The 23,360-nt window shown below is 72.1% G+C and carries 22 protein-coding genes and 1 riboswitch; of the genes, 14 read left to right on the top strand and 8 right to left on the bottom strand.

The annotated features are described in order from the left end of the window. Nucleotides 1–35: 35 nt before the first annotated feature. The 3 genes from NYZ95_RS09620 to NYZ95_RS09630 are packed head-to-tail and all read right to left on the bottom strand — an operon-like array spanning nt 36 to nt 4,310. On the bottom strand, nt 36–1,448 hold the full coding sequence (locus NYZ95_RS09620) for an NAD(P)/FAD-dependent oxidoreductase (RefSeq protein ID WP_262851053.1): 1,413 nt from the start codon (nt 1,446–1,448) through the stop codon (nt 36–38). A 6-nt stretch (nt 1,449–1,454) separates the two neighbouring features. After that, nucleotides 1,455–2,780, bottom strand: coding sequence for an aspartate aminotransferase family protein (locus tag NYZ95_RS09625; protein WP_262851054.1), 1,326 nt, complete (start codon nt 2,778–2,780; stop codon nt 1,455–1,457). Between the two features lie 9 nt (nt 2,781–2,789). Further along, nucleotides 2,790–4,310 carry a CoA-acylating methylmalonate-semialdehyde dehydrogenase gene (locus tag NYZ95_RS09630; protein WP_262851055.1) on the bottom strand — a complete coding sequence of 507 codons (1,521 nt, stop codon included), beginning with the start codon at nt 4,308–4,310 and terminating at the stop codon, nt 2,790–2,792. Nucleotides 4,311–4,411: 101 nt separating this feature from the next. On the opposite strand from NYZ95_RS09630, the gene NYZ95_RS09635 reads away from it, so the two are divergent. From NYZ95_RS09635 to NYZ95_RS09675, 9 genes are all read left to right on the top strand, one after another. Then, complete coding sequence (locus NYZ95_RS09635) at nt 4,412–6,031, top strand: PucR family transcriptional regulator (RefSeq protein WP_262851056.1); 1,620 nt, start codon at nt 4,412–4,414, stop codon at nt 6,029–6,031. Between the two features lie 36 nt (nt 6,032–6,067). Then, nucleotides 6,068–6,241 (top strand): hypothetical protein, encoded by a 174-nt coding sequence (locus NYZ95_RS09640; RefSeq protein WP_262851057.1) that lies wholly within the window; start codon nt 6,068–6,070, stop codon nt 6,239–6,241. A gap of 82 nt (nt 6,242–6,323) precedes the next feature. Continuing rightward, nucleotides 6,324–7,835: a gamma-aminobutyraldehyde dehydrogenase gene (locus tag NYZ95_RS09645; RefSeq protein ID WP_262851058.1), complete on the top strand. Its 1,512-nt coding sequence runs from the start codon at nt 6,324–6,326 to the stop codon at nt 7,833–7,835. An 81-nt stretch (nt 7,836–7,916) separates the two neighbouring features. Beyond that, on the top strand, nt 7,917–8,417 hold the full coding sequence (locus tag NYZ95_RS09650) for a MarR family winged helix-turn-helix transcriptional regulator (RefSeq protein ID WP_262851541.1): 501 nt from the start codon (nt 7,917–7,919) through the stop codon (nt 8,415–8,417). A gap of 39 nt (nt 8,418–8,456) precedes the next feature. Further along, complete coding sequence (locus NYZ95_RS09655; protein WP_262851059.1) at nt 8,457–9,719, top strand: NAD(P)/FAD-dependent oxidoreductase; 1,263 nt, start codon at nt 8,457–8,459, stop codon at nt 9,717–9,719. Continuing rightward, a complete protein-coding gene (locus tag NYZ95_RS09660; RefSeq protein ID WP_262851060.1) occupies nt 9,716–10,408 on the top strand; it encodes a DUF1365 domain-containing protein in 693 nt (230 codons plus the stop codon). The genes NYZ95_RS09655 and NYZ95_RS09660 overlap by 4 nt, the downstream gene beginning before the upstream one ends. After that, entirely contained in the window at nt 10,405–11,733 is a 1,329-nt protein-coding gene (locus tag NYZ95_RS09665; protein ID WP_262851061.1) for an SAM-dependent methyltransferase, read from the top strand. Before NYZ95_RS09660 ends, NYZ95_RS09665 begins: the two co-directional genes overlap by 4 nt. Next, nucleotides 11,730–12,998 (top strand): SAM-dependent methyltransferase, encoded by a 1,269-nt coding sequence (locus NYZ95_RS09670; RefSeq protein ID WP_262851062.1) that lies wholly within the window; start codon nt 11,730–11,732, stop codon nt 12,996–12,998. The genes NYZ95_RS09665 and NYZ95_RS09670 overlap by 4 nt, the downstream gene beginning before the upstream one ends. Next, a complete protein-coding gene (locus NYZ95_RS09675) occupies nt 12,995–13,786 on the top strand; it encodes a DUF1295 domain-containing protein (RefSeq protein ID WP_262851063.1) in 792 nt (263 codons plus the stop codon). Before NYZ95_RS09670 ends, NYZ95_RS09675 begins: the two co-directional genes overlap by 4 nt. A 5-nt stretch (nt 13,787–13,791) precedes the next feature. Here the strand turns inward: NYZ95_RS09675 and NYZ95_RS09680 are convergent, their stop codons facing one another. Continuing rightward, nucleotides 13,792–14,451, bottom strand: coding sequence for a hypothetical protein (locus NYZ95_RS09680; protein WP_262851064.1), 660 nt, complete (start codon nt 14,449–14,451; stop codon nt 13,792–13,794). Nucleotides 14,452–14,511: 60 nt separating this feature from the next. On the opposite strand from NYZ95_RS09680, the gene NYZ95_RS09685 reads away from it, so the two are divergent. Genes NYZ95_RS09685 through NYZ95_RS09695 form a run of 3 tightly spaced genes read left to right on the top strand, consistent with a single transcriptional unit; the run spans nt 14,512 to nt 16,445 of the window. Next, complete coding sequence (locus tag NYZ95_RS09685; protein WP_262851065.1) at nt 14,512–15,081, top strand: hypothetical protein; 570 nt, start codon at nt 14,512–14,514, stop codon at nt 15,079–15,081. A 1-nt stretch (nt 15,082) separates the two neighbouring features. Then, on the top strand, nt 15,083–15,700 hold the full coding sequence (locus tag NYZ95_RS09690; RefSeq protein ID WP_262851066.1) for a nitroreductase family protein: 618 nt from the start codon (nt 15,083–15,085) through the stop codon (nt 15,698–15,700). A 40-nt stretch (nt 15,701–15,740) separates the two neighbouring features. Further along, complete coding sequence (locus tag NYZ95_RS09695) at nt 15,741–16,445, top strand: GOLPH3/VPS74 family protein (protein WP_262851067.1); 705 nt, start codon at nt 15,741–15,743, stop codon at nt 16,443–16,445. Here NYZ95_RS09695 and NYZ95_RS09700 read toward each other — a convergent pair. Further along, complete coding sequence (locus tag NYZ95_RS09700; protein ID WP_262851068.1) at nt 16,435–17,889, bottom strand: MFS transporter; 1,455 nt, start codon at nt 17,887–17,889, stop codon at nt 16,435–16,437. The two genes, NYZ95_RS09695 and NYZ95_RS09700, sit on opposite strands and share 11 nt — an antisense overlap. 48 nt (nt 17,890–17,937) lie before the next feature. Between NYZ95_RS09700 and NYZ95_RS09705 the strand changes: the two genes are divergently transcribed. Continuing rightward, nucleotides 17,938–18,483 carry an NUDIX hydrolase family protein gene (locus NYZ95_RS09705; protein WP_262851069.1) on the top strand — a complete coding sequence of 182 codons (546 nt, stop codon included), beginning with the start codon at nt 17,938–17,940 and terminating at the stop codon, nt 18,481–18,483. Nucleotides 18,484–18,508: 25 nt separating this feature from the next. Here NYZ95_RS09705 and NYZ95_RS09710 read toward each other — a convergent pair whose 3' ends face one another. Further along, nucleotides 18,509–18,823 carry a DMT family transporter gene (locus NYZ95_RS09710; RefSeq protein WP_262851070.1) on the bottom strand — a complete coding sequence of 105 codons (315 nt, stop codon included), beginning with the start codon at nt 18,821–18,823 and terminating at the stop codon, nt 18,509–18,511. 30 nt (nt 18,824–18,853) lie between these two features. Continuing rightward, a riboswitch (guanidine-III (ykkC-III) riboswitch) is annotated at nt 18,854–18,912 on the bottom strand. A 190-nt stretch (nt 18,913–19,102) separates the two neighbouring features. On the opposite strand from NYZ95_RS09710, the gene NYZ95_RS09715 reads away from it, so the two are divergent. Further along, nucleotides 19,103–21,484, top strand: a complete 2,382-nt coding sequence (locus NYZ95_RS09715) for a (Fe-S)-binding protein (RefSeq protein WP_262851071.1) — start codon at nt 19,103–19,105, stop codon at nt 21,482–21,484. Nucleotides 21,485–21,550: 66 nt separating this feature from the next. Here the strand turns inward: NYZ95_RS09715 and NYZ95_RS09720 are convergent, their stop codons facing one another. Next, complete coding sequence (locus tag NYZ95_RS09720) at nt 21,551–22,366, bottom strand: ABC-2 transporter permease family protein (protein ID WP_262851072.1); 816 nt, start codon at nt 22,364–22,366, stop codon at nt 21,551–21,553. After that, a complete protein-coding gene (locus NYZ95_RS09725) occupies nt 22,363–23,283 on the bottom strand; it encodes an ABC transporter ATP-binding protein (RefSeq protein WP_262851073.1) in 921 nt (306 codons plus the stop codon). Before NYZ95_RS09725 ends, NYZ95_RS09720 begins: the two co-directional genes overlap by 4 nt. Nucleotides 23,284–23,360 lie beyond the last annotated feature (77 nt).

Genomic DNA, 23,360 nt, shown 5'->3' on the forward strand with positions numbered 1-23,360 from the left:
CCGGTGACGTACCTGCTGGTCCTGCTCCGGGGCGCTCACGAGTCGAACCCGAGCCCGACGGCGTCGAGCGCGCGCAGCCAGGCGTTGCGGGCGCCGCCACGGTGGTCGGCGCGGTCGAGCGACCACCGCGTCAGGTTGATGCCGACGGCCGCGGCCGGCTCCGGCGGGAACGGCAGCGGCTTCTTGCGCACCATCTCCACCTCGGTGCGCGGCGTCCGCTCGCCGGAGAGCCGGTCGAGCATCACGTCGGCTGCGAAGTGGGTGGCGCTGACACCGAGGCCGGTGAACCCCGCCGCGTACGCGACCCGCCCCTGCTTCGCCAGCCCGAAGAACGCGCAGAACCGCGTCGACGTGTCGATGGCACCTGCCCACCGGTGCGTGAACCCGATGCCCTCCAGCTGCGGGAACGTGGTGAGGAAGTGCGACGCGAGCGTCCGGTACGTCGCCGGCCGGTGCTCGTACGCCGAGCGGACCTTCCCGCCGTAGTGGTAGACGGCGTCGTACCCGCCGAACAGGATCCGCCCGTCCGCGGACTGGCGGTAGTAGTGGAACTGGTTCGCCATGTCGCCGACGCCTTGACGGTTGTCCCAGCCGATCGCCTGACGCTGGGCAGCGGTGAGCGGCTCGGTCATCAGCGCGTAGTCGTAGACCGGCACGGTGAACAGGTCGTAGCGCGGAAGCAGCGACGGGAACACGTTCGTCGCGAGGACGACCCGGTCGGCGCGGACGGAGCCTCGCGGCGTCCGTACCAGCACCGGCCCGCGACGCCCGGAGGACTCCAGCGACTCGGCCGCGCTGTGCTCGAAGATCTCGACGCCCAGTCCCGCGGCCACCCGGGCCAGCTCCTTGGCGAGCTTCGCCGGGTGCAGCATCGCGGTGGAGTCGCGGTGCCACACCCCTGCGAGGTACGTGGGGCTGTTCACCTGCGCCCGTACGGCGGCGGTGTCGAGCACCTCGCCCGCACCCTCCTCGAGCCACGCGACCTGGTGCGGCTCCACGGCGACGTCGAGGGTGCCGGTGCGTTCGAGCTCGCAGTCGATGCCGAGCGCGTCGACGGCCTTGCACAACGCCTCGAGGTTGTCCTGCCCGAGGCGTTCGAGCGTCTCGTACTCGTCGGGCCAGCGCGACCGGCCGTTGTCCTCGCCGTGCGTGAGGCTCGCGTCGCAGAAACCGCCGTTGCGCCCGGATGCCGCCCAGCCCACGGTCTGCGCCTCCAGGACCACGACACGTGTCCCCGGGTTGCGCAGCTTGGCCTTCACCGCCGTCCACAGTCCGGTGTAGCCGCCTCCGACGACGAGCAGGTCGGTGGAGTGGGCACCGGCCAGCGCCGGGTACTGGGTGGCGTCATCGACGTCGTCCAGCCAGAAGCAGCCGTCGCGCGTCGCGGACAGCGACGCGTCGACGACCGCTGCGGGCGGCGCCAGCCGCTCGAAGACGGTGCGGGTCATGGCGACCTACCGCGCCACGTGGGCGTCGCCGAGGGACAGCGCCTCGTCGAGGATCTCCAGCCCCTGGCGCGCCTCGTCGTGCGCGATGTTGAGAGCCGGCACGACGTGGATGCGGTGGTAGTTCGCGAACGGGAGGAGCCCGTTCTTCTTGCACGCGCCGACGATCTCGTTCATCGCCGGGCTCGACCCGCCGTACGGCGCGAGCGGCTCCCGGGTCTGCGGGTCGGCCACCAGGTCCAGCGCCCAGAACGCACCGACGCCACGGACCTCGCCGACGCAGGGGTGCTTCGCCGCGATGTCGGCGAGGCCGGGGCCGAGCACGTCGGACCCGAGGGTCGCCGCCGCCTCGACGATCCGCTCGTCCTTCATCGTCTCGATCGTCGCGACCGCGGCGGCGCAGGCGAGGGGGTGCCCCGAGTACGTGAGCCCGCCGGGGTAGACGCGGTCGGCGAACGTCGCGTAGATCGGCTCGGAGATGATCACGCCTCCGAGCGGGACGTACCCGGACGTGACGCCCTTCGCGAAGGTGATGAGGTCCGGCTTCGCGTCGTACAGGTCGAGCGCGAACCACGTGCCCGTACGCCCGAACCCGGCCATGACCTCGTCGGCGATCCACACGATGCCGTAGCGGTCGCACAGCGCGCGGACTCCCTCGAGGTAGCCCGGCGGCGGCGGCATGATGCCCGCGGTGCCGGGGATCGTCTCGAGGATGATCGCCGCGATCGTGTCGGGACCCTCCATCACGATCGTGCGCTCGAGGTGCTCGAGCGCACGCTCGCACTCCTCCTGCTCCGTCGTCGCGTGGAACTCCGAGCGGTACAGGAACGGGCCGAAGAAGTGCACGACGCCCTCGGAGCCGTAGTCGTTCGGCCACCGCCGCGGGTCACCTGTGAGGTTGACCGCGGTCTGCGTGCCCCCGTGGTACGACCGGTAACGGCTGAGCACCTTCCGGCGCCCGGTGTGCAGCCGGGCCATGCGGACCGCGTGCTCGACCGCGTCGGCGCCACCGTTGGTGAAGAAGACGTGGTCCATCCCCTCGGGCGCGAGCTCGGCGACGAGCCGGGCGGCCTCCGACCGGGCGGCGTTGGCGTGCTGCGGCGCGATCGTGCACAGGGTCGCCGCCTGGTCCTGGATCGCCTTGACGACGCGGGGGTGCTGGTGCCCGATGTTGGTGTAGACCAGCTGCGAGGAGAAGTCGAGGTAGCGCTGACCCTGGTCGTCGACGACGTAGCTGCCCTCGGCGCTCTCGATCACCATCGGGGTGAGGGAGGCCTGCGCGGACCACGAGTGGAAGACGTGCGCGCGGTCGAGGTCGTAGGTGCGGTTGCTCATCGACGCTCCTCAGCTGTTCTTCGGGAAGGCGAGCTCGAGCCCGCCCACGGGCTTGACGGCCGGGTCGCCCCAGCGCGAGGTGACCACCTTGCCACGGGTGAAGAAGTGGACGCCCTCGGTCCCGTGCGCGTGGCTGTCGCCGAACAGCGAGCTCTTCCAGCCGCCGAAGGAGTAGTACGCCATCGGCACCGGGATCGGGACGTTGATGCCGATCATGCCGACCTCGACGTCGAACTCGAACTTGCGCGCCGCCCCGCCGTTGCTGGTGAACAGAGCCACACCGTTGCCGTACTGGTTGGCGTTGATGAGCGCGACGGCCTCGTCGTAGGTGTCGACGCGCACGACGGAGAGCACCGGGCCGAAGATCTCGTCGGTGTACACGCTCATGTCGGGCGTGACGTTGTCGAGCAGCGTCGGGCCGAGCCAGAAGCCGTCCGCACCGCCGTCGGCCACCACCTCACGTCCGTCGACGACGAGCTTGGCGCCCGCCGCCTCACCGGCGTCGACGTACGAGGCGACCTTGTCGCGGTGCGCCTTGGTCACCAGCGGGCCCATGTCGGCACCCTTGGTCCCGTCACCGGTGCGCAGCGTGCGCGTGCGGTCGGCGATCTTGGCGACCAGCTCGTCGCCGACGCCACCGACGGCGACGACGACGCTGATGGCCATGCAGCGCTCGCCGGCGGAGCCGTAGCCGGCGTTCACGGCCTGGTCGGCCGCGAGGTCGAGGTCGGCGTCGGGGAGCACGACCATGTGGTTCTTGGCGCCGCCGAGTGCCTGGACGCGCTTGCCGGACTGGCTGGCGCGCTCGTAGACGTAGCGGGCGATCGGCGTGGAGCCGACGAAGCTGATGGCCTTCACGTCGGGGCTGTCGAGCAGCGCGTCGACGGCGACCTTGTCACCCTGGAGCACGTTGAAGACACCGTCGGGCAGACCGGCCTCCTTCCAGCGCTCGGCGATCCAGATCGCGGCCGACGGGTCCTTCTCGCTCGGCTTGAGCACGACGGTGTTGCCCGCCGCGATCGCGATCGGGAAGAACCACATCGGCACCATGGCCGGGAAGTTGAAGGGGCTGATGATGCCCACGACGCCGAGCGGCTGACGCTTGGAGTGGACGTCGACGCCGCCGGAGACGCCCTCGGAGTAGCCGCCCTTGAGGAGGTGCGGGATGCCGCACGCGAACTCGACGACCTCGAGCCCGCGGGTGACCTCGCCGAGCGCGTCGTCGAGCACCTTGCCGTGCTCGGAGGTGATGATCGCGGCGAGCTCCTCCTTGCGGGCGTTGAGGATCTCGCGGAACGCGAAGACGACCTGGGTCCGCTTGGTGAGCGAGGTCTCGCCCCAGGCCCGCGCGGCGGCCGCAGCGGCGCCGATGACACGCTCGGCGTCGGCCTCGTCGGCGAACGCGACCTGTGCGCTCACGGCGCCGGTGGCGGGGTTGGTGACGTCGCCGGTACGGGCGGAGGCTCCCTCGGCGCTGCCGGTGTACGGGGCGCCGTCGAGCCAGTGCGGGATCAGGGTCGGAGTGGTCATGGGACGAGCGTGCGCCCTGCGGCGCCACCCTGGCAACGGACGACCTGTCACCTGCACGGCCCCGAGCGCGACGATTCGTCAAGCGACCGTACCCTGATCCCGTGGCACTCCCGACCCTCCGCGCCGTCCTCGCCTCGGACGCCGTCCGCGCTGCCGAGCCCGAGGTGCTCGCCGGCTCCGACCGGCTCGACCGACCGGTCCGCTGGGTCCACGTCAGCGAGGTGCGCGAGGTCACCGGTCTCCTGACCGGCGGGGAGCTGCTGCTGTCGACCGGCCTCGCGATGCGGGGCGGCGCCCGCGACGCTGCGGCGTACGTCTCCGAGCTCGTCGACGCCGGAGCGACGGGCCTGATCGTCGAGACCGGCGACGGGTTCCTCGAGGTGCCGCCGGCAGCGCTGCGGGTGGCACGCGAGCGCCGCTTCCCCGTGATCGCCCTGCGCCGCAAGACCCGCTTCGTCGAGATCACCGAGCAGGTCCACCGAGCGATCGTCGCCGAGCAGTACGAGCGGGTCGACTTCTCGCGACGGGTCCACGAACGGTTCACCGCGCTCAGCCTCGAAGGCGCAGGCGCGCAGGCCATCGTCGAGGCGACCGGGGAGCTCGCCGGCTCCTCCGTCGTGCTCGAGGACCTGTCCCGCCACGTCGTCGCGTACGCCGCGGTGGGCCGCCCCGCCAGCGGGCTGCTCAAGGACTGGGCGAAGCGGTCGCGCCTGGCCGCACCCACCGGGGCCGCGGGCCTGACCGGCCCCGAGGGCTGGATGGTGACGCCCGTGGGCCTCCAGCAGCGCTGGGGACGGCTCGTCGTCGTGAACCCTGCCTCCGACCAGGCGAGGTTGGCGATGGTGCTCGAGCGGGCCGCGCAGGCGCTGGAGCTCGGCCGGATGGCCGAGAGCGACCGGTTCGGCATCACCTACCAGGCGCAAGGCGGGTTCCTCACCGAGCTCGCCGAGGGACGGGTCCGCGACGACGCCGAGGCCGACGCCCGGGCGCGGTCGCTCGGTCTGCCGCTGGCACCCCCATACGTGGCCGTGGTGGTCCGGGCCGCGCCCCGCGGGACGGGCCCGTCCGACCCGGTCGCCCAGCACCGCCGCGCCCGAGGGCTCGTCGAGAGGGTCGCCCAGGCGTCGCGCAGCGCCCGGGTCCCGGTCCTGCTCGGCTCGCTGGGGCCGTACGAGGTCGCCGTCCTCATCGCGGCCGGCGGCCGTGCCGAGGACGCCGCGCTCGAGGCGTTCGCCGAGGTCCTCCACACGCAGGTGGTCCGCCAGCCCGAGCTCGACGAGGTCGCCGTCGGCGCGGGCGAGCAGGCCTCCTCCCTCCGCGCCGCGGGGGCGAGGCTGCGTCACGCCCAGCACGTCGCCGAGGTGGCGCACGCCCTGCCCGCCGGACGGCGACGCATCTTCTTCCGCGCCCGCGACGTGCGGCTGCGTGGGCTGATCGCCCTGCTGCACGACGACCCGCGGGTGCAGGCGTTCGCCGAGTCCGAGCTCGATCGGCTGCTCGTCCACGAGGCCACGCACGACGACGGCATGCTCGCCCTGCTCCGGCAGTACCTCGCGGTCGGCGGCAACAAGACCGAGCTCGCCCGGGTGAGCCACCGCAGCCGCCCGGCGCTCTACAAGCGGCTCCACCGTCTCGAGCAGATCCTCGACGTCGACCTCGACGACCCGGACTCCCGGCTCGCGCTCGGCGTCGCCTTGATGGTGCACGACCAGCGGCGCTGACGGCTAGGTTGGTCTCAGCCGAGCAAAGGGGCCGTGATGTCGACCTGGGTTCAGATCGCTGTCTTCACCGTGGTGGCGGGCGTCGGGATGCTGCCGATGGTGGTGGACCGCTCCACGTCGTCGAAGCTCGTGGGCTCCGCGGTGGCCTGCGTGGTGCTGGCGTTCTTCGCCGGCCTGCTGGTGATCGCCCTGCCCAAGACCATCGCCTGAGGCGACACCTCGTCACCGCGACGACCCTTCCGGTGACAGGGCGGGTGTTGTCCCGGCGCGAGGCGCGTGCTGGAATCGCGCCATGAGCGCACCTGCCAGCCGCCCGTTCGATCCCGCCTCCTTCCCCGCCGGCCAGTACGTCGGAGGACGTTTCACCGACGGCTCGGGCCCGGAGGACGTCGTGGTCACGAATCCGGCGACCGGCGAGGTCGTCCGTACCTTCGCCTCGGCCACGCCCGACGACGTGCGGGCAGCGGTGAAGGTCGCCGAGGCGGCGTACGCGGAGTGGTCCGGGGCGACCCCGGGCGAGCGCAGCGCAGCGATGCACGCCCTGGCCGCACGGCTGGAGGAGATCGCCGGCGAGCTCGCGGCCGCCGAGACGCTCCAGACCGGCAAGTCGATCCGGATGTCGACGGAGTTCGACGTCCCCGGCACCATCGACAACACCGCCTTCTTCGCCGGCGCGGCGCGCAACCTCGAAGGCAAGGCCTCGGGGCGCTACTCCCCCGATCACACCTCGTCCATCCGGCGCGAGCCGCTCGGCGTCGTGGGTTCCGTCGCCCCGTGGAACTACCCCCTCCAGATGGCGGCCTGGAAGGTGCTCCCCGCGATCGCGGCCGGCAACACGATCGTCCTGAAGCCCGCCGAGATCACGCCGCTGACCTCGCTGATGTTCGCCCGCGCGGCCACCGAGGCCGGGATCCCGGACGGCGTCGTCAACGTCGTCAACGGGCCCGGCGTCTCGACCGGGACCGCGCTCGTCGGCGACCCCGGGGTCCGCATGGTCTCCTTCACAGGGTCGACCGCGGTCGGCAAGCAGATCGCGACCACGGCGGCAGCCTCGGTCAAGCGCGTGCACCTCGAGCTCGGCGGCAAGGCGCCGTTCGTGGTGTTCGACGACGCCGACCTCGAGGCCGCGATCCGGGGCGCCGTCGCGGGCTCGCTCATCAACGGGGGCCAGGACTGCACCGCGGCGACCCGTGCGTACGTCCACGCGAGCCGCTTCGACGAGTTCGTCAGCGGCGTCGCCGAGCTGATGGGCAAGGTCGTGGTCGGCGACCCGACCGATCCGGCAACCGACCTCGGCGCGCTGAGCTCGGCCGCGCACCGCGACAAGGTGGCCGCGATGGTCGACCGTGCACGGGCCGCGGGCGCCGACGTCGTGTGCGGCGGGCGGGCCCCGGAGCGTCCGGGCTTCTTCTACGAGCCGACCCTGCTCACCGGGCTGCCCCAGGACGCGGAGGCCGTGCAGGACGAGATCTTCGGACCCGTCCTCGTCGCCCTGCCGTTCGAGTCCGACGACGAGGCGCTGCGCCTGGCGAACGACACCCCGTACGGGCTTGCCGCCTCGGCATGGACGCGTGACGTCTACCGGGCTCAGCGCGCGTCGGCGGAGATCCAGGCCGGCTGCGTGTGGATCAACGACCACATCTCGATCGTGTCGGAGATGCCGCACGGCGGGTACAAGCAGTCGGGCTACGGCAAGGACATGAGCACCTACTCGTTCGAGGAGTACACGCAGGTCAAGCACGTGATGCACGACCTCACCGGCGAGCCGCGCAAGGGATGGCACAGCACGGTCATCAGCGCCTGACTCCTCGCTGACGACCCAAGCCCGACTGAGTTAGATAGATAATCTACGGGTATTATCCCGTAGCATGATCTCGTGGACCCCATGCCTGCGTTCGACCGGACCGACGTCCGCTTCCAGGTCGGGATGCAGCTGCGCGAGCTGCTCCGACTCGCTCCGTCGGTCCACTCGCGCCTCGCCTCCGACATCGGCATCGGAGTCACCGACGCGCAGGCGCTGGACCACGCCATGGCCGCGCTCCCTGAGCCGCTGGGCGTCGGCGACCTCGCCCACAACCTCGGCATCCGCTCGGCGTCGGCGACCGTCGCGGTCGACCGCCTCGTGTCCTCGGGCCACATGCAGCGCGCGGCCCACCCGACCGACAAGCGCCGGACGAGCCTCGTGCCGACCGAGTCCGCGTACGCAGACGCCCGCCGCGCCGCCGCGCCGCTCGTCGGCGCCATCCGCGGCCTCACCGCAGATCTCGACGACCCCACGGCCGAACGCATCCACACGTTCCTGGCCGAGGCGATCGACGTGCTGCGTGCCTTCGCCGACCACGCGGACGCAGAAGAGTCCTCCGAGGACCCATCCAGCGCCCCCTGACCTACGAACCCCCTCCGTGGGACGACGCAGGGAGGCCGCATGAGACGACGCGCAGCGGTGATCGGAGCGGGCGTGTCCGGCCTGACGGCCGCGTACCTGCTCCAGCGGGCGTACGACGTGACGGTCTACGAGGCCGACGACCGCCTCGGCGGCCACGCGCACACGCACGACCTCCTCGACACCCACGGTCGTACGGTCGGCGTCGACAGCGGCTTCATCGTCCACAACCGCAGGACGTACCCCCACCTCATCCGGCTGTTCGACGAGCTGGGCGTCGCGACCCAGGACTCCGAGATGAGCATGTCGGTGCGTTGCGACGGCTGCGGACTCGAGTACGCCGGGGCCCGTGGGTTGCCGGGACTCTTCCCGTCCGCGGGGCACGTCGCCCGGCCCGCCTACCTGCGGATGCTCGCCGACGTCCCCCGCTTCCACCGCGCGGCGCGCGCCCACCTCGCGCACGACGGCGCTGACGAGACCCTCACGCTGGGCGCGTTCCTCGACCGGCACCGCTTCGGCGCCTACACGCGTCAGCACTTCGTGGTGCCGCTGGTGTCCGCCGTGTGGTCCTGCGACGCCGAGACGGCCGCCGCGTACCCCGCCCGCTACCTCTTCCAGTTCCTGGCCCACCACGGGATGCTCTCGGTCACGGGGTCGCCCACCTGGCGGACCGTCGTCGGCGGCTCGGCCCGCTACGTCGAGCGGCTCGCCAAGGGGCTCACCGCCACCCACACCGGCCTTCCGGTACGCGCCGTGGCGCGCGTGCACGACGGAGTCGTCGTGCACGACGGCGACGGGGACAGCCGGCACTTCGACGCGGCCGTGGTGGCGACGCACGCCGACGACGCGCTCCGGCTGCTCGCCGACCCGACGCCCGCGCAGATGGCCGCACTGGGCCCCTGGCGCTACTCGCGCAACGCGACTGTCCTGCACACCGACGACCGCGTCATGCCGAGGCACCCGCGGGCGGCCGCCTCGTGGAACTATCGGATGCCCTCCTGCGACGCGCGCTCGTCCGCCGTGCGCGTCAGCTACGACATGAACCGTCTGCAGCGGCTCGCCACCGACCGTCGCTGGTTCGTCACGCTGAACCACGACGGTGACGTCCCGGCCGACCGGGTCCTCGCGCGGATGGACTACGCGCACCCCGTGTTCACCCCGGAGTCCGTCCGGACCCAGGAGCTGCTCCCCGCGCTCAACGACGGCGTGCTCGCCTTCGCGGGCGCCTACCATGGGTGGGGGTTCCACGAGGACGGGTGCCGCTCCGGGGTCGAGGCGGCCGCGAGCCTGGGGGTCGAGTGGTGACCGCACGCTACGACGTCGTCGTCCGCCATCAACGGCGCGACCCGGTCCGCTACGGCCTGCGCGCACGGCAGGCGGTGTGGCTCGTCGACCTCGACGACCTGCCGCGGCTCCCGCGCGGGATGCGTTGGCTCACCGGCTTCCATGCCGGCGACCACCTCGGCGACCCTCGGCGCAGCATCCGCGAGAACCTCGATGCCTGGCTGGCCGAGTCCGGCGTCGCCCCTCCCCACCAGGTGCGGATGCTGGCGCAGCCACGCGTGCTCGGCCACGCGTTCGACCCGCTGACGGTGTTCTGGTGCGAGGACGCCGACGGCGAGGTCAGCCACGTCGTCGCCGAGGTCCGCAACACCTACGGCGGACGCCACTGCTACCTGCTCCGCCCCGACCCGGACGGCCGTGCGCAGACCGACAAGGCGTTCTACGTGTCACCGTTCCACCCCGTCGACGGCCACTACACCCTCCGCGTGCCCGAGCCGGGATCCACGCTCAGCGTGGTCGTGACCCTGCACCGTCCCGGAAGCGCGCCCTTCACAGCGACGATGGCCGGCACCCGGAGCGCGAGCGCCTCGTTGTGGCGCGCCGCGCTCCCCCCGTGGCGCACCCGCGCCGTCAGCACGGCGATCCGCTGGCACGGCATCCGCCTCTACCTGAAGGGCCTGCGCCCCTTCCCGCGAGGAGAACACGCATGATCACGCTCCACTCGTCCCCGCCCCGCAAGGGCGCCGAGGAGACCGCCCCGGCCATCGACCCCGTGCGGTGGCCGTACGTCGCCGAGGTCCCGTCCCACCGCGGGCGGGCGCTCGCCGCGCGCGCTCTCGTACGGACCGTCGTTCGCCGGCTCCCGATGCGGCTGATCTGGCCTGACGGGACGGTCCGCGGCGCGGGCGGGCCGGACTCCCCCGAGCTCCGCCTCGTACGGCCCGACGCCTTCCACGAGCGGCTCGGCTCGCGAGGACTCATCGGGTTCGGCGAGGCGTACATGGCCGGTGACTGGGAGACGGACGACCTCTCGGGCGTCCTGACGGTCCTCGCCGAGCGTGCCGCGACGCTCGTCCCGGCCCCGCTCCAACGGCTGCGTCGCATCGCGGTGCCGCGCAGGCCCGACGGGGACGCCAACACGCGCGACGGGTCGCGCGCCAACATCGCGCACCACTACGACCTGTCCAACGACCTCTTCCGCACCTTCCTCGACCCGACGCTCTCCTACTCCTCCGCCCTCTTCTCCGACGACCCGGCCCACCTCCTCGACGGTCCGGCCGACCTCGGCGACGAGTCTCTCGCCGACGCGCAGCGCCACAAGGTCGCGCGTGTACTCGACGTGGCGGGCGTCGGTGCGGGCACCCGGCTCCTCGAGATCGGCACCGGGTGGGGGGAGCTCGCGCTCGAGGCCGCCGACCGTGGCGCCGACGTCACCACGATCACGCTGTCGCAGGAGCAGGCGACCCTCGCGCGCTGCCGGCTCCTCGACGCGGGCCTCGGCGACCAGGTGCGGGTGCTCCTGCAGGACTACCGCGACACCCAGGGCGCGTACGACGCGATCGTCAGCGTGGAGATGATCGAGGCGGTCGGCGCCGAGCACTGGGACGAGTACTTCGCCACGCTCTCGGACCTGCTCGTCCCAGGCGGCCGGGTCGGCCTCCAGGCCATCACGATGCCGCACGACCGGATGCTCGCCAGCCGCGACACCGGCACGTGGGTGCTCGCCTACATCTTCCCCGGCGGGGCCCTCCCGTCGAAGGAGGTCGTCGCCGAGCAGACGGCGGCGGTCGGTCTGCACATCGAGACCGAGCTCTCCATTGGCCTGCACTACGCGGAGACGCTGCGGCGGTGGCGGGCCCGCTTCGAGGCCCGTGCCGACGAGGTGGCGACGCTCGGGTTCGACGAGGTCTTCCGGCGCATGTGGTCGTTCTACCTCGCATACTCCGAGGCCGGCTTCCGCTCTGGGTACCTCGACGTCGTCCAGTACGGGTTCGTCAAGCCGACCACCGACCAGCAGGGGGATCCGACCGTATGACCGAGACCGACGCGTACGGGGCCGCGCACCGCCTCCTCGACCTCGTCACCCCGTTCCTCGGCACGGCGCCGCCCGTACGGGTCCGGGCCTGGGACGGGAGCACCGCGGGCCCGCCCGACGCCCCGCTGGTCGAGGTCCGCTCACGGCGCGCGCTGCGCCAGCTCCTCTGGTCTCCCGGCGAGCTCGGCCTCGCACGGGCGTACATCACCGGGGACCTCGAGGTGCCTGGCGGCGCGGAGGCGCTGGCCGACGGCCTGCGCACCGTCTGGGAGGGGTTCAGCCAGCGCCCTGCTCCGGAGGCACCGACCTGGCGCACCTGGGCGGGAGCAGTGCCGACCGCCCTTCGCCTGGGCGCGCTCGGACCCCGCCCGCGACCGCCGGCCGGCGAGATCCGGCTCGGCGGCCGGCGGCACACCCGTCGCCGTGACGCCAACGTCATCGCCGCCCACTACGACCTCTCCAACGCCTTCTACGGGCTGTTCCTCGACCCGACGATGGCGTACTCGAGCGCCTACTACCGCGCCGAGGACGTCACCCTCGCGCAGGCGCAGACGGCCAAGCTCGACCTGGTCTGCGACAAGCTCGGGCTCACCACGGGGTCGACGCTCCTCGACGTCGGCTGCGGGTGGGGCTCCCTCGCCCTGCACGCCGCGGAGCACCGCGGCGCGCGCGTCGTCGGCATCACGCTGTCGGCGCAGCAGCACGCGTACGTGACGGCGCGCGCGCAGGAGCGCGGCCTGAGCGAGCTCGTCGAGGTGCGCCTCCAGGACTACCGCGCGCTCGACGCCCTGGACCGCACGCCCGGAGGCCGCGGCTTCGACGCCGTCGCGTCGATCGAGATGGGCGAGCACGTGGGCGAGGAGAACTACGCCACCTACCTCTCGGTGCTGCGCCACCACGTACGCCCCGGCGGGCGTGTCCTCGTCCAGCAGATGTCGCGACGCGCCGACGCGGCGCCGGGCGGCGGGGCGTTCATCGAGACCTACATCGCGCCGGACATGCACATGCGTCCGCTGCCGCAGACGCTCGCGTACGTCGAGGCCGGCGGCTTCGAGGTGCTCGGGGTCGAGGGGATGCGGACGCACTACGTCCGCACGGTCGCCGACTGGCAGGCGGCGTACGAGAAGCGCTTCGACGAGGCGGTCGCGCTGGTCGGCGAGGAGCAGGCCCGGATGTGGCGGCTCTACCTCGTCGGTGGCGGACTGGCCTTCGCGCAGGGCCGCATGGGCGTCGACCAGGTGCTCGCGACGAGGACGGACGCATGACGTCCTCGCTCGACTCCGCGTTCTGGGGTGCCCTGCCGTGGACCGCGCTCGGGGTCGTGGCCGTCCTGGCGGTCACGTACGTGAGCGCGAAGATCGCGGGCAAGCACGCGGTGATCGACGTGGCCTGGGGCTTGCTGTTCTGCGCGGTCGCCGTCGTCGCGTTCGCCCTCTCGGCGGGGCACGGCGACGACGCGCGCCGGTGGCTGCTGCTGGTCCTCGTCCTCGTCTGGGGCCTGCGCCTGGCGGTGCACATCGGCCGCCGCAGCCGCGGCTCGGGCGAAGACCCGCGGTACGAGGAGTTCCTGCGCGACCGCGGCGAGCTCGGGATCGTCGCGGCCGTGTACGGGCTGCAGGGCGTGCTCGCCTGGGTGATCTCGGCGCCGGTCCAGGTCGGGATGTTCCTCGAGGGTCCGCTCGGCGTCCTCGCGTACGTCGGCGTGGTGGTGTGGCTCGTGGGGATCGTCTTCGAGGCCGTCGGCGACTGGCAGCTCGACCGCTACAAGGCGCAGCCGAAGGAGTCGCGGCCCCCGGTGATGGACCGCGGCCTGTGGGCCTGGACGCGGCACCCGAACTACTTCGGTGACGCGTGCGTCTGGGTCGGGCTGTTCCTGGTGGCCGCCGACCGCTGGCCCGGTGCGCTGACCGTCTTCGCGCCGGCGATCATGATCTACCTGCTGGCGTTCGGCTCCGGCAAGCGCGTCCTCGAGCGACGGATGTCGCAGCGCCCGGCGTACCGCGAGTACATGCGCCGCACCTCCGGGTTCGTCCCGCTGCCCCCGAAGCGCTGAGGGCCTCACGGCAGGACGGCGAGCGCGTTCCTCACCAGGGCGTCGTCGCGACGACGCAGGGCCACGGCAGCCGCCTTGCTGCCGTGGGCCCCGCCGGGGCCCCCCGGCGGGCCCACGCCCGGGGAGGTCAGCGGCGGAGCCCCCAGGCGTGCGCAGAGCGTCTCGACGACGTCCGGGTCGAAGCGCAGGGCCCCGGTGAGCGTGTCCGTCGTGACCTCGACGTGCGTACGGTCGCGCTGCGCGCGTCCGCGGGCGGCGGTGACGACCGCATCCGCCAAGGCGTCGCGCTCCGCCTCCGTCACCGCCCGGAGGTCCAGGACCGCGGTGACCCGCGCCGCGGTGACGCCGACCGCCGGGGCCTGCGCGACGAGCTCGCCGAAGGTCGCCAACGCCCCGTGCACCCTCGCCTGCTTCGCCGCGGCGAGCACCGTCATCGACGCCGTGAGGAGCGGGTCGGCACGGACGCCCATCGGCGCCTCGTACGGCGCAGCGGTCCCGGTGAACGTGAACGTCCACCGCCCGCGCGGCCAGCCGGCGGCGACCACCGCCACGTCCACACCCTCGGGGAGCACATCCGCGAGGTCGTCGCACGTCTCGACCCACGTCCCGCCCGGCGTGCGCCACAGCGTCCACCCCGGCCCGGACTCGACCATCGACGGCTCCATGCGCGTCATCCTGCCCTGCCGGTGGGCGGCGCGCCCCGGGGCGCAGGTGATACTGGCAGCATGCGCATCACGCGGGACGAGGCCGATGCCGTCGAGGAGTCCGCCCTCTCGGCGCGCGAGAAGGCCGAGAAGCTGATCGAGTACGCGACGTCCGACGCCTACGAGCTCGTCGACGACGTCAACCCGCGCTCGCTGCTCGTCGCCGCGTCAGAGTTCCTCGGGTACGCCGGCGCCTACGAGCGTCAGGAGGAGGTCCTCGCTCAGGCCGACGTCGCTGACGGCGTCTCCGCGATCCACCCGGACGTGGTGCGCGTCGGTGCCGCACTGAGCCGCGGGCTCGATCCGTCGCCGTACGCCGACCGCTACCGCAAGTCCGGCCACATCACGCCGCTGTCGGCCCACTACATGGCCGACCTCTTCGACGAGGGGGGCGAGCCGCTCGCTGCCGAGCGGTGGCTCAACATCGGCATCCGCGCGCTCGAGCACCTCGACCCGGACATGGTCGACACCGGAACGTGGGACCTCCTGCTGATCTCGCGACGCAACCTGCGCGCCCGCCTCGGCAGGCCCAAGGACGGGTACGACGAGGAGGCCGAGGCCGCCGACGTGCACCTGGCGCCCGGGGCCTGAGGTGGAGCTCCGCGAGGTCGTCCGCCGCCGGCGGATGGTCCGCGCGTACGACTCGCGCCCGGTGCCGCGCGAGGTCGTCGACCGGATGCTGGAGCACGCCACCCGCGCACCGAGCGCCGGGTTCAGCCAGGGGTGGGCGTTCCTCGTGCTCGACACCCCCGAGGACGTCACACGGTTCTGGGAGGCCACGACCCCGCCCGAGCGCGCGGCCTCCCCCTCACGCTGGCTGCGCGGCATGCGCGACGCGCCGGTGGTGATCGTCCCGTTCGCGCACAAGGGCGCCTACCTCGACCGCTACGCCGAGCCCGACAAGGGATGGACCGACCGCGACGAGTCGCGGTGGGTTGCCCCCTACTGGTACGTCGACACCGGCATGGCCTCGCTGCTCATCCTTCTCACCGCGGTCGACGAAGGCCTGGGCGCGTGCTTCTTCGGCGTCCCGCCGTCGCGCCTCTCCTCGCTGCGGACGACCTTCGGGGTGCCCGACGGGTACGACCCGGTCGGGGCGATCACGGTCGGGTACCGTGCGGCCGACGACCTCGAGGGCTCTCGTGCGCGTGGACGCCGCCCGCTCTCGGAGGTCGTGCACCGCGGCAGCTGGGGGCGGGCCGGGACCTAAGACCCTGGTCTGTGAGCAAGATCACGAGTAGCCTCGCCGCATGCTGGTCGCCGAGGAACTCGCTCTGCTCGCGCTCGATCCCGAGACCGGGAGGACGCGCGCCAACCCGTCCACCGTCAACCGGGCGCTCGCGGGTGCGCTCCTGCTCGACCTCGCCCACGCCGGGCATCTGCGCCTCGACGCGTCGGGGTCGCTCGGCCTGGTCAACACCGCGCCGACCCACCCCGTCCTGGGCTGCGGGCTCTCGCGCCTCACGGGGCAGATCCCGCTGCAGGTCCGCGATGCGATCCACCACCTCGCGCCCGGCCTCACCGAGACGGTCCTCGACACGATGGCGGCGCGCGGCCTCGTACGCCGCGACGAGCACCGCACGCTCGTCCTCAAGATCCTCGTGCGCTGGCACATGACCGCCCCGGCGATGGCGGAGGCGACGCGCGCCGACCTCACGAGCATCCTGGCGACGTCGTCCGGCACGCACGCCTCGTCCTCCGATCCCGTGCTCGGGCCGCGCGAGACGGCGCTGCTCACCGTCCTCGGCGGCGCCGACCTGCTCTCCCTCGCCGAGACGTCGCCCGACGCCGCCGCCGTCGAGCGGATGCGCACGTGGTGCACCGACGTCGCGTACGGACGCAACTGCCTGCACAGCGTCCCCGACGACGTCCTGGCCTTCCAGCGCGCCGTGCACGGGGCGCTCAGCACGTCGGCGTCCAGCCCGACGGTGTCGACCGAGACCGTCACGGCTTAGGGGTCGGCGCCTCGTTCGGGTAGGGACGCGGCCCGGCGAGGTCGCAGCCCGGCTGCTCCTCGACCGGGATGCCGTGCGTGCGCGGCCGGTCGCGGACGGTCGTCCACGCGAGGACGCCTCCGACGACCAGCAGCCCGGCGCAGACGAGCATCGCCTGGTCGAAGCCGTCGTCGAAGAGCACCGGGTCGGACAGCGCACCGCCCACCACCCCGACCAGCGGCGGGAGCGCGGCGACGGCGAGGAGCTGCGCCGTACGGGCGACCGCGTTGTTGACCCCGGACGCGGTCCCCGCAAGGTGGTCCGGCGCGGCAGCGAGGACCGCGGTGGTCAGCGGCGACACCAGGATCGTGAGGCCGACTCCGAAGACGACGACACCAGGGGCGACGTCGACGAGGTACGACGCATCCTCCCCGACGCGGAGCAGGAGCACGAGCCCGACCGCCGCGACCAGCGGGCCGACGGTCATCGGCAGGCGGGGGCCGATCGTGGTGCCGAGCCGCCCCGCCGCCGGCGAGAACAGCAGCATCAGCACGGTGACCGGCAACGTCGCGGCACCGGCCGCCAGCGGGGAGTAGCCCGCCACGACCTGGAGCTGGACGACGAGGAAGAAGAAGACCGCCCCCAGCGCCGCGTACACCGCGAACGTCACGAGGTTCGCGCCGGCGAACACGCGGTCGGCGAACAGTCCCAGCGGCACCAGCGGGTTCGGGCTGCGACGCTCCTGCGCCACGAACAGCAGGAGAACCACGAGCCCGGCCACCGCGATCCAGGTCGTCGAGCCGATGAGCCCGTACGTGAGCGCGGCGAGACCGCCGGCGGTGAGGGCCACGCCGAGCAGGTCGAAGCGTGCCGGCGCGTCTGGGTCCCTGCTCTCCGGGACGTGGCGGGCGCAGATCCAGACGATCGCGACGGCGAAGGGCAGGTTGAGCAGGAACACCGCGCGCCAGCTCACCGCCTCGACGAGCCAGCCGCCGAGGAGCGGGCCGAGCGCCGTCGCGACGCCACCGAGGCCCGACCAGGCGCCGATCGCGGCTCCTCGGTCGTCGGGGTCGAACGACGCCGAGATGAGCGCGAGGCTGCCCGGCGTCAGCAGCGCTCCGCCGATCCCCTGGAGGACCCGCGCGGCGACGAGCATCTCCACGTTCGGGGCGATCCCGCACAGCAGCGACGCCACCGCGAACCACACCACCCCGACGACGTAGACGCGCCGCCTCCCCCACCGGTCGCCGAGGGCACCGCCGAGGAGGATCAGTGAGGCCAGTGCGAGCGTGTAGCCGTTGACCACCCACTGGAGCCCGCCGACGTCGGCGCCCAGGTCTTCGCCGATGGTCGGCAGCGCGACGTTGACCACCGTGCCGTCGAGCATCGCCATGCTCGAACCCAGCACGGTCGCGACCAGGAGCCAGCGCCCCGGTGCGCTGCGGAGGCGAACGACGGCGTCCACCTCGCCACCGTACGCACGGCGGCGGGCGCATGGGTAAGGATGGACCGCATGACGGTACGCACGCCCGACCCGAACCCCGGCTGGCTGTCCGAGCACGACCTCGACGAGACCCGCAAGCGCGTCCCGATGCTCTACGTCGAGGCGGTCCCCGTACGGACGGACCCCGACGGGCTCGTGACCGAGGTCGGTCTGCTGCTGCGCGGCGCCCAGCACACCGGCACCATCGCGCGCTCGTTCGTCAGCGGTCGGGTGATGCACGGCGAGCGTGTGCGCGACGCCCTGATGCGTCACCTCGAGAAGGACCTGGGCCCGACCGCCTTCCCCGTGCTGCCGGTGAGCACGGTGCCCTTCGCGGTCACCGAGTACTTCCCGTACCCCGGCGCGTCGCAGTTCTCCGACCCACGCCAGCACGCGGTCGCGCTGGCGTACGTCGTACCGGTCTCCGGCGAGTGCCAGCCTCGGCAGGACGCGCTCGAGCTCACCTGGTTCACGCCCGAGGAGGCCGCGAGCGACGCGGTCGCCGCGGAGATGGAGGGCGGCCGGGGCGCGCTGCTGCGTCAGGCCCTCGGCCACCTCGGACTGCTCGGCGGCTGAGCCGGCCGGGACGACCGGCGGCTGCTCAGTCCACGGCCTTCAGGCCGATCACGCCTCCGACGATCATCGCGAGGAAGAGGATGCGCAGCGCCGACACGGGCTCGCCACCGGCGACCATCCCGTAGGCCACGGTCAGCGAGGCGCCGATCCCGACCCACACGGCGTACGCGGTGCCGGTCGGCAGGCTGCGCATCGCGTACGCCAGGCCGACCATGCTGAGCACGACGGTGACGCCGAAGACGGCGGTGGGGACGACCTTGGTGAGGCCGTCGGAGCGGCCGAGCGCGGTGGCCCAGACGGCTTCGAGGACGCCGGAGACGACGAGGACGAGCCATGCCATGACGAGAGCTCCTTGATCGCGGACGAGCAGAACGCGACGTCTTCGCATCACCGGGTACGTCACCCTCGTCCGGAGCCTCACGGCTGCCCTCAGCCTACGCGAGCGGTGAGCCTGGTCCCACCCGAACGCGCCCGATGGGACCAGAGTCACCGCCGAGGCGGTGGCCCCGGAGGGCGCGAGATGTTACCGGCGGGTAGTGTTTGGGAAGCCTTACCCGTAGGATCACGGCCTCTGGGGCTAAGGTTCGCTTGACCGTACTACTCCCGGCAGGAGAAGAGCATGCAGGTCGTCGCGATCATCGTGTCGCTGGCCATCACCGCCGTCGCCGTCGCACTGGCCGCCAAGGCGGTCACGCAGATGGTGCGCGTGGTCCGGATGGGTGGCCCGACGCGTGGCGTGCGCACCGACAACAAGGGTGCCCGCTGGAAGAACATGCTGGTCGAGACCATCGGCCACACGCGGATGCTCCAGTGGAGCTGGATCGGTGTCATGCACTGGTTCGTCTTCGCGGGCTTCATCCTGCTGAGCTCGATGGTCGCCGCGGCGTACTTCCAGATCTTCGACGCCCACGCGGTGCTGCCGATCATCGGCCACTGGGTCGTCTACCAGTGGGTCGCCGACCTGTTCTCGTGGCTGACCCTGATCGGCATCCTCTACCTGATCTTCGTCCGCCAGCGGAACAAGCCGAACCAGCTCGGACGCCAGTCCCGCTTCTTCGGCTCGACGTTCTGGCAGGCCTACTTCGTCGAGGCGGTCATCCTCGCCGTCGTCGTCTGCGGCTTCCTGCTCCGCGGCCTCGAGTACGCGCTGTTCAGCATCGACGACCCGTCCAAGGCGACGTTCGCGCACTTCCCCGGCACGTTCTGGCTCGGGGAGATCTTCTCCGGCATGTCCGCGAGCGCGCTGGAGACGACCATCTACGCGGTCGCGATGGTCAAGATCGCCATCTCGATGACCTGGCTGATCACCATCTCGCTCAACATCACGATGGGCGTCGCGTGGCACCGCTTCACCGCGTGGGTCAACATCTGGTTCAAGCGCGAGTCGTCGGGCCGTACGGCGCTGGGCGGCCTGCAGCCGATCTACATCAAGGGCGAGCCGCTCGACCTCGAGAAGATGGAGGACCTCGAGGAGGAGGACTTCAACAAGCTCGGCGTCGGGGCGGTCGAGGACTTCTCCTGGAAGGGCATCCTCGACTTCACCACCTGCACCGAGTGCGGCCGCTGCCAGAGCCAGTGCCCTGCGTGGAACACCGACAAGCCGCTCTCCCCGAAGCTGCTCGTGATGGGCCTGCGTGAGCACGCGTACGCGAAGTCCCCGTACGTGCTGGCCGGCGAGGACGGCCGCGAGGGCCTGCCCGAGGAGGTCGTCAAGGAGGCCGAGCGCCCGCTGATCGGCGACGAGTCGATGTACGGCGTGATCGACCCCGACGTGCTCTGGTCCTGCACCAACTGCGGCGCGTGCGTCCAGCAGTGCCCGGTCGACATCGAGCACGTCGACCACATCCTCGACATGCGCCGCTACCAGGTGCTCGTCGAGTCGAACTTCCCCACCGAGCTCAACAACATCTTCAAGGGCCTTGAGCGCAAGGGGAACCCCTGGGGCATGTCCCCCAAGAACCGCATGGACTGGGCCAAGGACCTCGACTTCGAGGTCAAGCAGGTCGGGGTGGACGTCGAGGACCTCGACGAGGTCGAGTGGCTGTTCTGGGTCGGCTGCGCCGGCGCCTACGAGGACCGCGCCAAGAAGACGACGCAGGCGGTCGCCGAGCTGCTCGACACCGCGGGCGTGAGCTTCGCCGTCCTGGGCGACGGCGAGACCTGCACCGGTGACCCCGCGCGACGTGCGGGCAACGAGATCGTCTTCGCCCAGCTCGCCATGCAGAACGCCGAGGTCTTCAAGGAGACCAAGGTCAAGAAGGTCGTCTCGACCTGCGCCCACTGCTTCAACACGCTCAAGAACGAGTACGCCGACTTCGGTGTCGAGCTCGAGGTCGTCCACCACACCCAGCTGCTCAACCGCCTCGTGCGCGAGGGCAAGCTCACCCCGGTGGCGCCGGCCGAGAGCGGCGTGGCCGGCAAGACGATCACGTACCACGACCCGTGCTTCCTCGGCCGCCACAACCAGGTGTACGAGGCGCCGCGCGAGCTGCTCAACGTCATCCCGAACGCCGAGCTCAAGGAGATGCCGCGCAACTCCGAGCGGTCGTTCTGCTGCGGCGCCGGCGGCGCCCGCATGTGGATGGAGGAGACGCTCGGCGAGCGGATCAACCTCAACCGCACCCAGGAGGCGATCGACACCGGTGCCGACCAGATCGCCGTGGGCTGCCCGTTCTGCCGCGTGATGCTCGCCGACGGCCTCACCGCCAAGCAGGCCGACGGCGCGGCGCGCGAGGAGGTCGAGGTTCTCGACGTCGCGCAGCTGCTCCTCGCCGGCGTCAAGCGCGGCAAGGACACGGCCGAGGCGACCGAGCCGGGTCCGGACGCGACCGCCGCCGACGCCGGCATGGCGGCCACCGCGACCGCCGTCCTCGAGCGCCCGGAGGGCCAGGGCGAGAAGCTCGACGAGCCGCAGCCCGGGACCGCCGCCGAGAACGAGGCGATCGCCGAGGAGTCCAACGTCCACGTCGACGACGAGGGCCACGGGCACCCGAAGGCCTGAGAGCACGACCTGCAGCAACGACGAGGCGTTCCGACCCCCCGTGGGTCGGAACGCCGCGTTCGTCTTTCAGGCGTCGCGGCGGCGCACCGCGACGGCAGCTGCCGCGAGCAGCACCGCGACCTCCGCGGCGAAGATCGCGAAGCTCGGCCACGCGTCGAGCAGGTTCGGGTTGAACGTCTCCGGCGTCGCGATCACCGTGCCGGCGTTGCCCGGCATGACCCGCTCGAGGAAGAGGCCGACGTCGCCGGGGATCAGCATCACCATGTTGCTCACCACGAAGCACACCGCGATCGTGATCGTGATCGCCGCCGCCGTGTGGCGCAGCAGGGTGCCGACGGCGACAGCGAAGAGCCCGAGCCCGGCCATGTAGAGGCCGCTGCCGTACATCGCGCGCAGCACGTCGCCCTCGAGCGCCAAGCCGATGCCCTCGCGGTCGAGGAAGTAGTTGCCCCCGAGGTAGCCGACCAGCGCCGTCAGCGTCCCGGTGACGAACAGCAGGACCGCGACGAGCAGCGCCTTCGCGGCGAACACCCTTCCCCGCCGGGGGACGGCGGCGAACGTCGCCCTGATCATCCCCGTGCCGTACTCGCTGGTCACCGCGAGCACGCCGAGCACGATGGCCGTGACCTGGGCGATCATCATGCCCCAGGTGAGGAACGCGCCGGGAGGCTCGTCGGCCTCGGCGCTGGCCAGCCACTCGGCGTTGCCCCAGCACACCGCGACCGTGAGGCCGGCTCCGAGGCCGACCAGAGCAGCGAGGGTCCACCACGTGGAGCGGACCGACCGCAGCTTGATCCACTCGGCGCTGAGCACGTCACCGAAGCCTTGGCGGTGGAGCACCTGCTCCGGCGCCGCCGGGACGCTCTGGGTCACGGTACTCATGCCGCCACCTCCTCTCGGGCCTTCGACGTGTACTCGACGTGCGAGGCGGTCAGGGTCATGAACGCGTCCTCGAGCGAGGACCGTACGAGGGTCAGCTCGTGCAGACCGAGGCCCTTCGCGTGGATCAGGTCGCCGATCGCCGCAGCCTCGGTGCCCTGGACGTGCAGCGCGTCGTCCACGACCGTGACCTCCAGGCCTGCGCGCTCGAGCAGCGCACCGACCTCGGCGCGCGCGGGCGACTTCACCCGGACGTACGAGGCTGCGTGGCGCGCGATGAAGTCCTCCGTCGAGCAGTCGGCCAGGATCTGGCCTCGGCCGATCACGATGAGGTGGTCCGCCGTGAGCGCCATCTCCGTCATGAGGTGGCTCGAGATGAAGACCGTCCGCCCCTCGTCGGCGAGGCGGCGGGCGAGCGAGCGGACCCAGCGGATGCCTTCGGGGTCGAGGCCGTTGACCGGCTCGTCGAGGACGACCACCGGAGGATCCCCGATGAGCGCAGCCGCGATGCCGAGCCGCTGGCCCATGCCGAGCGAGTAGCGGCCGGCCCGCTGGCCCGCGACGTTCTCGAGGCCCACCAGCTCGAGCACCTCTCCCACGCGGGTGGTCGGGATGCCGTTGCTCGCCGCGAGCCAGCGCAGGTGGTCGCGAGCGCTGCGTCCGGGGTGGAACCCCTGGGCCTCGATCAGGGCGCCGATCGAGCGCAGGGGTGCCGGCGAGGCGAGGTGCCGGTGCCCGTTCACGGTCACCGAGCCCGCCGTCGGGGCGTCCAGGCCGAGGATCATCCTCATGGTGGTCGACTTGCCGGCGCCGTTCGGCCCGAGGAACCCGGTGACCCTGCCCGGCTTGACCGTGAAGTCGATGGCGTCGACCGCGGTCTTGTCTCCGTACGTCTTCGTGAGTGCCTGGGCGCGGATCATACGATCGCCGCCCCGCTGCCTGAGCTGTTCATGGCTCCACGGTGCCGGTGGCGCACCGCGCTCGGCATCGGGGAACG

The sequence above is a fragment of the Mumia quercus genome (genome assembly GCF_025506335.1).
GTDB classification, from domain to species: Bacteria; Actinomycetota; Actinomycetes; order Propionibacteriales; family Nocardioidaceae; genus Mumia; species Mumia quercus.

Coding starts and splice junctions, on each gene's coding strand:
- NYZ95_RS09620 (WP_262851053.1), bottom strand. CDS start 1,448: ATGACCCGCACCGTCTTCGAGCGGCTGGCGCCGCCCGCAGCGGTCGTC.
- NYZ95_RS09625 (WP_262851054.1), bottom strand. CDS start 2,780: ATGAGCAACCGCACCTACGACCTCGACCGCGCGCACGTCTTCCACTCG.
- NYZ95_RS09630 (WP_262851055.1), bottom strand. CDS start 4,310: ATGACCACTCCGACCCTGATCCCGCACTGGCTCGACGGCGCCCCGTAC.
- NYZ95_RS09640 (WP_262851057.1), top strand. CDS start 6,068: ATGTCGACCTGGGTTCAGATCGCTGTCTTCACCGTGGTGGCGGGCGTC.
- NYZ95_RS09645 (WP_262851058.1), top strand. CDS start 6,324: ATGAGCGCACCTGCCAGCCGCCCGTTCGATCCCGCCTCCTTCCCCGCC.
- NYZ95_RS09650 (WP_262851541.1), top strand. CDS start 7,917: ATGCCTGCGTTCGACCGGACCGACGTCCGCTTCCAGGTCGGGATGCAG.
- NYZ95_RS09655 (WP_262851059.1), top strand. CDS start 8,457: ATGAGACGACGCGCAGCGGTGATCGGAGCGGGCGTGTCCGGCCTGACG.
- NYZ95_RS09665 (WP_262851061.1), top strand. CDS start 10,405: ATGATCACGCTCCACTCGTCCCCGCCCCGCAAGGGCGCCGAGGAGACC.
- NYZ95_RS09670 (WP_262851062.1), top strand. CDS start 11,730: ATGACCGAGACCGACGCGTACGGGGCCGCGCACCGCCTCCTCGACCTC.
- NYZ95_RS09675 (WP_262851063.1), top strand. CDS start 12,995: ATGACGTCCTCGCTCGACTCCGCGTTCTGGGGTGCCCTGCCGTGGACC.
- NYZ95_RS09680 (WP_262851064.1), bottom strand. CDS start 14,451: ATGGAGCCGTCGATGGTCGAGTCCGGGCCGGGGTGGACGCTGTGGCGC.
- NYZ95_RS09685 (WP_262851065.1), top strand. CDS start 14,512: ATGCGCATCACGCGGGACGAGGCCGATGCCGTCGAGGAGTCCGCCCTC.
- NYZ95_RS09695 (WP_262851067.1), top strand. CDS start 15,741: ATGCTGGTCGCCGAGGAACTCGCTCTGCTCGCGCTCGATCCCGAGACC.
- NYZ95_RS09705 (WP_262851069.1), top strand. CDS start 17,938: ATGACGGTACGCACGCCCGACCCGAACCCCGGCTGGCTGTCCGAGCAC.
- NYZ95_RS09710 (WP_262851070.1), bottom strand. CDS start 18,823: ATGGCATGGCTCGTCCTCGTCGTCTCCGGCGTCCTCGAAGCCGTCTGG.
- NYZ95_RS09715 (WP_262851071.1), top strand. CDS start 19,103: ATGCAGGTCGTCGCGATCATCGTGTCGCTGGCCATCACCGCCGTCGCC.
- NYZ95_RS09720 (WP_262851072.1), bottom strand. CDS start 22,366: ATGAGTACCGTGACCCAGAGCGTCCCGGCGGCGCCGGAGCAGGTGCTC.
- NYZ95_RS09725 (WP_262851073.1), bottom strand. CDS start 23,283: ATGATCCGCGCCCAGGCACTCACGAAGACGTACGGAGACAAGACCGCG.